This window comes from Thiocapsa sp. UBA6158, from assembly GCF_002423035.1.
Lineage (GTDB): Bacteria > Pseudomonadota > Gammaproteobacteria > Chromatiales > Chromatiaceae > Thiocapsa.
The window spans coordinates 72223-80880 of sequence record NZ_DIUM01000008.1 but is presented as its reverse complement, the minus strand read 5'-3'; the positions used below and the strand labels follow the sequence as shown (position 1 = coordinate 80880).

Below are 8658 nucleotides of genomic sequence, written 5' to 3'. Positions count from 1 at the left end.
GCTTGGCCGCGACCTTGGCGATCGGAAACCCGGTCGCCTTGGAGGCGAGCGCCGAGGAGCGCGACACCCGCGGGTTCATCTCGATGATGATCATCCGACCGTCGGCCGGGTTGATCGCGAACTGCACGTTCGACCCGCCCGTATCCACCCCGATCTCGCGCAACACCGCGATCGAGGCATCGCGCATGATCNNAGATGATGATGCAGTTGTCCGCGCGATCGCGGACCACCTCCATCTCGAACTCCTTCCAGCCCAGCGCCGACTCCTCGATCAGGAGCTCCTTGGTCGGGGAGAGATCCAGACCGCGCCGACAGATCTCCTCGAACTCTTCCTGGTTGTAGGCGATACCGCCGCCGCTGCCGCCCATGGTAAAGGAGGGCCGAATGATCGTCGGGAAGCCGATCGAGGCCTGAACCTGGATCGCCTCTTCCAGACTGTGGGCAATCGCCGAGCGGGGCATGTCCAGCCCGATCTTGCGCATCGCCTTGCGAAAGAGATCGCGGTCCTCGGCCTTGTCGATCGCCTCGCGCGAGGCGCCGATCAGCTCCACACCAAAGCGCTCGAGCACGCCCTCGCGCACCAAGTCGAGTGCGCAGTTCAGCGCCGTCTGGCCGCCCATGGTCGGCAGCAGCGCATCCGGGCGCTCGCGCTCGATGATGGCCGAGACCGCGCGCCAAGTGACCGGCTCAATATAAGTGGCATCCGCCATTTCGGGGTCGGTCATGATGGTGGCGGGATTGGAGTTCACCAGGATGACCCGGTAACCCTCCTCGCGCAGCGCCTTGCAGGCTTGCGCGCCGGAGTAGTCAAACTCGCACGCCTGACCGATCACGATCGGCCCGGAGCCGATGATCAGGATGCTGGAGATGTCGGTACGCTTAGGCATGGGGATTCATTCGCCGGTTAAACCGCGCCGAGCGCGGTATGCGATGTTTTTGGATGGGGTCGGCTCCGGCAGACTTGACGAGCGCTGGAGCCGGCGCGGTTTAAACGATTAGAAAACAGATCATTTTAGACCGCGTCCCCGCTAACGGCCGTGGATGCGCCAAGCGTCGAACACACTCGAGAATCAGCATCTCGCTCCGGGCGCGGTTTAGGCCTTGCGGGCGCGCATGAGCTCGATGAAACGATCGAAGAGCGGTGCGAGATCATGGGGCCCCGGACTGGCCTCGGGATGACCCTGAAATCCGAATGCGGGGCGATCCCGATGCCGGATGCCCTGCAGACTGCCGTCGAACAAGGAGCGATGGGTGGCCTCGACCGTCGGGGGCAGACTCTCCTCGTCGACCGCGAAGCCGTGGTTCTGGCTGCTGATCATGACCTCGCCCGTGGCGAGATCCTGCACCGGATGATTGGCGCCGTGATGGCCGAACTTCATCTTCAGCGTGCGCGCGCCGCAGGCGAGACCCAGCAGCTGGTGGCCGAGACAGATGCCGAAGAGCGGCATGTCGGTGTCGAGCAGCTCGCGGATCGCCTCGATCGCATAATCACAGGGCTCCGGATCGCCCGGACCGTTGGAGAGAAACACCCCGTCCGGCTTCAGACCCAGTACCGTCATCGCGGGCATGTGCGCAGGGACGACCGTGACATGACAGCCGCGCGCGGCCAGCATCCGCAGGATGTTGCGCTTGATGCCGTAGTCGTAGGCGACGACATGCAAGGGCAGACGATCGCCGACCGGATGAATGGACTCGGGATGGCCCTCGCCCAGTTCCCAGACGCCCTGGGTCCAGGGGTAGGTCTCGGACGTCGAGACCTCTTTCGCCAGATCCATGCCCTTAAGGCCCGGAAAACCCTGTGCGGCGCGCAGAGCCACCGCCTCGTCGATCCCGTCGCCGGCCTGAAGACAGCCGTTCTGGGCGCCCTTCTCGCGCAGCAGACGGGTTAACCGTCGGGTATCGATATCGGCGATGCCGACGATGCCCTGGCGCCGCAGATAGGCGTCGAGACGCTCGGTCATGCGGAAGTTGCTGGGCAGGATCGGCAGGTCGCGGATGATGAGGCCGGCGGCCTGAACGCGGTCGGACTCCTCGTCCTCCGGGTTGGTCCCGACATTGCCGATGTGGGGGTAGGTCAGGGTGACGAGCTGGCGCAGATACGAGGGATCGGTGAGGATCTCCTGATATCCGGACATGGCGGTGTTGAACACCACCTCGCCGACGCTCGATCCATCGGCGCCGATCGACGTTCCCCGGAAGACGGAGCCGTCCTCCAGCACGAGTACCGCGGGTTTTATCAAGGGTTTCTCCGGTCCGGGCGGGGGCGTGCAAGGGCCGAGACGCAAACGAGGGCGACGGCGCAATGACGCTTGGGCGGGCACACGGGCACCGCCCTGACCCGCCGGAATTCTAAAGAAGCCGCGCTCGAGTGTCCATGTGCACCGTGACGATCGCCGGTGACTTTATGGAAGGGCGGGACACCGCGGAGTCGGGGCGAAACCCGAAGTTCTGCCGGCAGCCAAGCCCGAAGCGAGACCTGCGTCTCGGACGCGGTTTAGAGCGCCTGCCGTGCCCAAGCGATGATCCCGTTCATGTCCATCGCGCCGGCCGTGCGCGCAACCTCCGCACCCCCACGAAACAGCGCCAGTGTCGGGATGCTGCGGATGCCGTAACGCGCACCTAGCGCCTGCGCCTCCTCGGTGTTGACCTTCACCAGACGCAGGTTCGGCTCGAGCCGAGCAGCGGCGGCCTCGAAGGCCGGCGCCATCATCCGGCAGGGTCCGCACCAGGGTGCCCAGAAATCCACCAAAAGCGGCAGATCGCTGCGCGAGAGATGACGCGCAAAGCGCAACTCGTCCAGCGCGAGCGGCTGGCCGAGAAACAGCGGACCGTGACACTTGCCGCATTTCGCGGCGGCACCGAGACGCTCCCGAGGGACCCGATTGACCGCGTCGCAGGCGGGGCAGACAACGTGAAGTGATTCGGACATAGCGATGACTCCTTGCGGTTGTTTCCGGAGACCCGGCTCGATCGGCTTGAATCGACCTCATCCGACAGCTATGTTCGACGGTTAGATCCACGCCATCCGATCCGTCTTTATGGAGTGTCCCGATCATGGCCGATTCACCGTACATTGTGACCGTCACGGCGGAGAATTTTCAGGCGGTCGTCGTGGAGGGCTCGTTCGAGCGTCCCGTCCTCGTCGATTTCTGGGCCGACTGGTGTGCGCCCTGCCGCATGCTGATGCCCATCCTCGCCAATCTGGCCGCCGAGTACCGCGGGCGCTTCATTCTGGCTAAGGTCAACACCGAAGAGCAACAGGCGTTGGCCGCCGAGTTCGGTATCCGCAGCCTCCCGACGGTGCAGTTGTTCAAGTCCGGGCGACCCGTGGATCAGTTCATGGGCGCCCTTCCCGAGGGTCAGATCCGCGAATTCATCGACCAACACATCCCGCGTGCCTCCGACGGGCTTTTGGCACAGGCGCAGGGGCTGCTGGTCGCGGGCGATCTCGACGGCGCCCGGACCCTGATCGATCGGGCACGAGAGGCGGATCCGGAGAACGCCCGCCTGGCGCTCGCCGAGCTTCAACTCTTGGCGGCTCGGGGCGAGCTTGCCGAGGCGCAGGCGGCGCTCGACAAGCTCCCGATCGAGCTTGCAGGCGAGCCCGAGGTCTTGGCGCTGCGTGGACAGCTGCGGTTCGCGACGGCACTCGAAGACGCTCCATCGGAATCGGACCTGATCGCGCAACTCTCGGATGACCCCAAGGACAGCCTGGCCCGCTACCAGCTTGCCGCACACCAGGTCATGCGCGGTGATTATGCGTCGGCGCTGGAGAATCTTCTGACCCTCATGAAACGCGACCGCGCCTTTCAGGAAGACGCCGCACGCAAAGGGATGCTGGCGGTCTTCGATCTGCTCGGCGGCGGCGACCTGGTCGCCGGGTATCGCGCCAAGATGATGAATGCGCTTTACTGAGTCGCGTCTCGAGCGATCCTCTCGGGTCCGAGGTGCTTTCGGCCTTGCGCGCGACAATGGCCTTTGAGCGACGCGACTCCGGATTTTTAGATGATTTTCGAGAAAGGATCCGCCGGCGTGTAGGGGCGAATGAATTCGATTCCACATCACCGCAGGTCTTCCAGACATGTGAAATCGTGATGCCCATTCTGCGACATCACCTTCAGTGGCGTCGGTCGCGGGGTCATTCGGCTCGATTTCGAAATAGAGCGAGGTCTTCCCAAGGATGGCCGCGCCATTGCGGTACATCAGACGTGGCCGGGCCCCGGGACGCGTCGCGGCATCCGCACACGCCGGCGACGGCAATCAGGATGTCTCCCGAAAACACCAAGGGGACGTAGGGACGCAACCAGCGCGGGATGCCGGCTTCCTGAAAGAGGTTCTTGAGGGTGCGCCGGCGGGACATCAGGCTCGGTCGGCAGCTCTGGCCGGTCGCGCCGAAACGCACCGTCGGAGCCGGCTCCGAGCCGTCGCTGACATCCTCCCATTGCAGCCATCCGAGCCCGGCCGGAAGCTCGAGCACTGGAGGCATCCCGCCCGGCGCACGAGGGATCCTCGATGCACCGGGCGGCGGCGGCAAGGGAGCAAGGGCGAAGAGGTCGTCACGATAGCGACGCACCTCGCAGCCCGACCAGGCGACCAGCGGATCGGCATCCGCACGGGCCGGAAGGACCTCGTCGAGGATGCGCGCGAGATGACGCGTGTCGGGCAGCACGAATCCGCGTCGACGCAGCCACAGTCGCAATATGGCCTTGCGGTGCGGGAGTTCCAGCGACCCGAGCGCCCGGATGCCGAGCGTACCCGGATGCCCGCCGGCGCACGCCTCCAGGAGCTCTGCCGCCACACCATCGACCAGTTGCGCCGCCTCGGCACAATGCCCCGCACTGCGCGCGAGGGTCACGGAGAGTCCCGGCCAGCGCAAGCGCAGCAAGGGGAGGACGCTGTTGCGCAGATAATTGCGGTCCATCAGCAGCGATGCGTTGCTCGGATCCTCGATCCACGACAGCCCGAAGGAGCGGACATACTGCTCCAACACCGCCCTCGGGACATCCAGCAGGGGCCGCACCAGACGGCCTCGCCCGAGACCCGCCTCCCGCGGCATCGCCGCCAACCCGTGAACCCCGCTCCCGCGCAAGAGTGCGAGCAGCAGCGTCTCGGCCTGATCGTCCTGATTGTGTGCCGTCAGCATGAGATCGCCCGGTCGCAGCACGTCGGCGAGGGCGCAATAGCGTGCCTCGCGCGCCGTCGCCTCGAGACTCGCTCCGTGGATGGGTTTGAGATTCAGACGGCGCACCACGAGAGGGACGCCGAGGGCGTCGCAGATGCGCCGACAGTGTTCGGCCCAACCAAGAGAGTCGGGGTGAAGACCGTGGTCGATGTGAATGGCCCGCAGTGTGCCGGGCGGGTGATCAGCTCGGGTGGCGGCCGCGTGAAGCAAAGCAGTCGAATCGGTTCCGCCGCTGAAGGCGACCCAGCCGTCGCCGCACGGGCCGAGTCGGCGCAGCGCCTCGGCCACGTGCTCCGGGACGCGCCCGGTCATGGCCTCACCGCGGCGCCGGACGTTCGTCCTTGAACTTGCCGTAGCCCATCAGGCGCTTGTAGCGCGCGGCGATCAGCACATCCGGATCGGTCCCGCACAGCTCGTCGAGACGGGTCAGGAGCGCTGCTTTGATCGAGGCGGCGGTCGCCTCCGGGTTGCGGTGTGCGCCGCCGAGCGGCTCCTTGATGATCTGATCGATCAGACCCTGCTCGAGGAGCTTGTCCGAGGTGATGGCCATCGCCTCGGCGGCGAGCTGGGCCTTCTCGGCGCTCTTCCAGAGGATGGAGGCACAGCCCTCGGGCGAGATCACGGAATAGGTACTGAACTGCAACATACCCAACCAGTCGCCGACGCCGATGGCCAGCGCGCCGCCCGAGCCGCCCTCGCCGACGACCGTGCAGAGGATCGGCGTGCGCAGCCTGGACATCTCGCGCAGGTTGCGCGCGATCGCCTCGCTCTGGCCGCGCTCCTCGGCACCGACACCCGGATAGGCGCCCGGCGTATCGATGAAGGTCAGGATCGGCAGACTGAAGCGCTCCGCCATCTCCATCAGACGCAACGCCTTGCGATAGCCTTCGGGACGCGGCATCCCGAAGTTGCGCAGGATCTTCTCCTTGGTGTCGCGGCCCTTCTGATGACCGATCACCATCACAGGCCGACCTTCGATCCGGGCCAACCCGCCGACGATGGCGGGGTCGTCCGCAAAGGCCCGATCCCCGTGCAGCTCGTGGAACTCGTCGAAGATCCGCCGCACGTAGTCCAGCAGATAGGGGCGCTGCGGATGCCGCGAGAGCTGCGAGATCTGCCAAGGAGTGAGCGCGGAGAAGATGGAGTCGGTCAGCGCGACACACTTGATATGAAGCCGCTCGATCTCTTCTTGGATGTTCAGCTCGTTGTCGAAGCGGACGAGCCGCAGCTCTTCGATCTTGGCCTCGAGCTCTGCGATGGGCTGTTCGAAGTCGAGAAAGTTCAGGTCCATAACCACAGGATCGTCGTTGGAAGCTGCGGGAGTCTGGCATTGCCGTCCTGCGAGTTCAAGCCGCCATCGACGATCTTCGGGTTGCCGGCATGGAGCGCAACAATGCGCAAGGCTGCGGGATGCGCGCACCCGGGCGATCGACCCGCACCGGATGAGCGACTAAAGCGCGTCAGCTCGGACGTTCGAGGATCTGGCCGAAGCAGCTCCATTCCGAAAACGACGCATACCGCTGCTGACGGGGTTTAGATGCGAATGACACCGGCCTCGAGCAAACCCACGAGGATCAGGTAGATCCCGATGACGTAGTTGAGGATGTTGGGCTTGACCAGGATGAGCACACCGGCAACCAGCGCGATGATGGGCTGCGCCTTCACCGCCTGCCCCTGATAGACCAGCAGGAGCCCGAGCGTCCCGACCGCGAGCAGGTAGATCGCAACGGCGTAGTTGAGGACGCGCGGAACGATCAGGATGATCAGGCCCGCCACGATCGCGAGCACGGCCTGCAACGGCCACTGCACGAGGAAGCTCGGGATCTCCATCGGCGTGTCACCTCTGCGTGTATGGTTGAAGCCCGGGATGCGGCCTCGATACGGGCGGATCGCGAGGACTCGGGGCCACTCGGGCGGATCAGGGGCTCGCCGCTCCGACGAGATCCTCCAGGATTCGCCCCATCAGACGATTGGCCTCGGCGTAGACGGCCGCATCGACCCGGCGAATCGCCGCCTCGGTCTGGATCCAAGCCGCGGGCACCAGCTCATCCCCGCAGTGACCGAGGATCGCCGCGGCGCTCTCCGGCGTGGCTTCCAGGTGGAACTGGAGCCCGACCACCTGCCCGCCGAAGCGGAACGCCTGGTTCTCGCAGGCCGCGCTGCGCGCCAGTCGCACCGCGCCGGGCGGCAGATCGAAGGTCTCGCCGTGCCAGTGGAAGACCAGGCTTTCGGCCGGAAACCGACAACAAGCGTCACCCGGGACCGCATCCTCGGAAACCCCTTGAATCGGAAACCAGCCGATCTCCTTCTCCGCATTGGGATAGACGCGGGCACCGAGTGCGTTTGCGATCAGTTGTGCGCCCAGACAAACCCCGAGCACCCGGACCCCGTGTGCGATCGCCTCGCGCAGAAACTGCTTCTCGGCACACAGCCAAGACAGCTGTGCCTCGTCGTTGACGCTCATCGGACCGCCCATGACGATGACCAGGTCGAGGCCATCCACCGGCGGGAGCAGGCCGTCGTCGTAGAAGCGCGTGTAGTCCGGGGTCACGCCGCGCGCCGCCAACCAAGGCGCCATCGAGCCGATGCCCTCGAACGGGACGTGTTGCAGAACCTGAACCCTCATCGATGGCCTCTTTGGCGGATGGTCATGTCGGCGGCGGCCCGCCTCGATGTGTGCGGCCGGCGCGCGCGGGTTCATTTGAAACGCAAAGGCGCGAATGACGCAAAGGGTTTTCGGTGCCGGTCGCGACCCGGTTGCGGATAGAATGGCGCCCGCCCATGACAGGATGTAGATCACCGATGCTGTCCATCGAAAACCTCTCGAAGCGTTTCGACACCTCACTGGATCACCCCCTCTTCGAGCAGGTCTCTTTGAGCCTCTCCCCGGGCGAATCGGTCGCCGTGATGGGCGAGTCCGGCGTGGGCAAGTCGACCCTGCTGAACTGCATCGCGGGTCTCGAGCCGGTCGACGGCGGCCGCATCCGGTTGCGCGACACCGAGGTGACCGCACTCGACGAGGATGCCTGCTCGCGGCTGCGTCGGCGCGAGCTGGGATTCGTGTTCCAGGCGTTCCATGTCCTGCCGCACCTGACCTTGGCCCAGAACGTCGCTCTGCCGCTGTGGCTGCTCGACGAGAAGGAGGCCCTCGCCGACCGTCGCGCCCGCGCCATGCTCGAGCGGGTCGGACTGGGTCGGCGCGGCGACGACTGGCCACGTCATCTCTCGGGCGGCGAGCTGCAGCGTGTCGCCATCGCCCGCGCATTGGTGCATACGCCGGCGGTCGTGCTTTGCGACGAGCCGACCGGGAACCTGGACCCGGATCGCGCACAGGGCGTGCTCGAGTTGCTCTTCGAGGGCATTCATAACGCCGGTGCAATCGGGATCCTGGTCACGCATTCGCGCGCGGCGGCCGCCCATGCCGATCGCATCCTGCGGCTGACCGCGAGCGGACTGGTCGAGGATGCGGGATAGGA

At 65.6% G+C, this 8658-nt stretch carries 8 protein-coding genes and 2 pseudogenes; 2 read left to right on the top strand and 8 right to left on the bottom strand.

Features of this window, described 5'->3' with window-relative positions:
• The 3 genes and pseudogenes from carB to trxC all read right to left on the bottom strand — a co-directional run.
• Window positions 1-887: pseudogene (gene carB / locus B4N44_RS01650) on the bottom strand (carbamoyl phosphate synthase large subunit); the annotation flags it as partial.
• Window positions 888-1094: 207 nt separating this feature from the next.
• Window positions 1095-2240 (bottom strand): glutamine-hydrolyzing carbamoyl-phosphate synthase small subunit, encoded by a 1146-nt coding sequence (gene carA / locus B4N44_RS01645; RefSeq protein ID WP_296696168.1) that lies wholly within the window; start codon window positions 2238-2240, stop codon window positions 1095-1097.
• Between the two features lie 254 nt (window positions 2241-2494).
• Window positions 2495-2929 carry a thioredoxin TrxC gene (gene trxC, locus B4N44_RS01640; protein WP_296696165.1) on the bottom strand — a complete coding sequence of 145 codons (435 nt, stop codon included), beginning with the start codon at window positions 2927-2929 and terminating at the stop codon, window positions 2495-2497.
• A gap of 125 nt (window positions 2930-3054) precedes the next feature.
• On the opposite strand from trxC, the gene trxA reads away from it, so the two are divergent.
• Window positions 3055-3915 carry a thioredoxin gene (trxA, locus tag B4N44_RS01635; RefSeq protein ID WP_296696161.1) on the top strand — a complete coding sequence of 287 codons (861 nt, stop codon included), beginning with the start codon at window positions 3055-3057 and terminating at the stop codon, window positions 3913-3915.
• 223 nt (window positions 3916-4138) lie between these two features.
• On the opposite strand, the gene tilS is transcribed toward trxA, so the two are convergent.
• The 5 genes and pseudogenes from tilS to B4N44_RS01610 all read right to left on the bottom strand — a co-directional run bounded on the left by tilS (window position 4139) and on the right by B4N44_RS01610 (window position 7808).
• Window positions 4139-5494, bottom strand: coding sequence for a tRNA lysidine(34) synthetase TilS (gene tilS, locus B4N44_RS01630; RefSeq protein WP_296696158.1), 1356 nt, complete (start codon window positions 5492-5494; stop codon window positions 4139-4141).
• 4 nt (window positions 5495-5498) lie between these two features.
• On the bottom strand, window positions 5499-6473 hold the full coding sequence (accA, locus tag B4N44_RS01625) for an acetyl-CoA carboxylase carboxyl transferase subunit alpha (RefSeq protein WP_296696156.1): 975 nt from the start codon (window positions 6471-6473) through the stop codon (window positions 5499-5501).
• 242 nt (window positions 6474-6715) lie between these two features.
• Window positions 6716-6868 (bottom strand): DUF3096 domain-containing protein, encoded by a 153-nt coding sequence (locus B4N44_RS01620; protein WP_245731873.1) that lies wholly within the window; start codon window positions 6866-6868, stop codon window positions 6716-6718.
• A 12-nt stretch (window positions 6869-6880) separates the two neighbouring features.
• Window positions 6881-7012, bottom strand: a pseudogene (locus B4N44_RS01615) (DUF3096 domain-containing protein); the annotation flags it as partial.
• 88 nt (window positions 7013-7100) lie between these two features.
• On the bottom strand, window positions 7101-7808 hold the full coding sequence (locus B4N44_RS01610; RefSeq protein ID WP_296696153.1) for a type 1 glutamine amidotransferase: 708 nt from the start codon (window positions 7806-7808) through the stop codon (window positions 7101-7103).
• Between the two features lie 176 nt (window positions 7809-7984).
• Here B4N44_RS01610 and B4N44_RS01605 point away from each other — a divergent pair, with 176 nt between their 5' ends.
• Window positions 7985-8656 (top strand): ABC transporter ATP-binding protein, encoded by a 672-nt coding sequence (locus B4N44_RS01605; protein ID WP_296696148.1) that lies wholly within the window; start codon window positions 7985-7987, stop codon window positions 8654-8656.
• Window positions 8657-8658: the final 2 nt, after the last annotated feature.

What these genes read in the sequence shown, in the direction of transcription:
- trxC (WP_296696165.1), bottom strand. Translation starts at nt 2,929, where the DNA reads ATGTCCGAATCACTTCACGTTGTCTGCCCCGCCTGCGACGCGGTCAAT.
- trxA (WP_296696161.1), top strand. Translation starts at nt 3,055, where the DNA reads ATGGCCGATTCACCGTACATTGTGACCGTCACGGCGGAGAATTTTCAG.
- tilS (WP_296696158.1), bottom strand. Translation starts at nt 5,494, where the DNA reads ATGACCGGGCGCGTCCCGGAGCACGTGGCCGAGGCGCTGCGCCGACTC.
- accA (WP_296696156.1), bottom strand. Translation starts at nt 6,473, where the DNA reads ATGGACCTGAACTTTCTCGACTTCGAACAGCCCATCGCAGAGCTCGAG.
- B4N44_RS01610 (WP_296696153.1), bottom strand. Translation starts at nt 7,808, where the DNA reads ATGAGGGTTCAGGTTCTGCAACACGTCCCGTTCGAGGGCATCGGCTCG.
- B4N44_RS01605 (WP_296696148.1), top strand. Translation starts at nt 7,985, where the DNA reads ATGCTGTCCATCGAAAACCTCTCGAAGCGTTTCGACACCTCACTGGAT.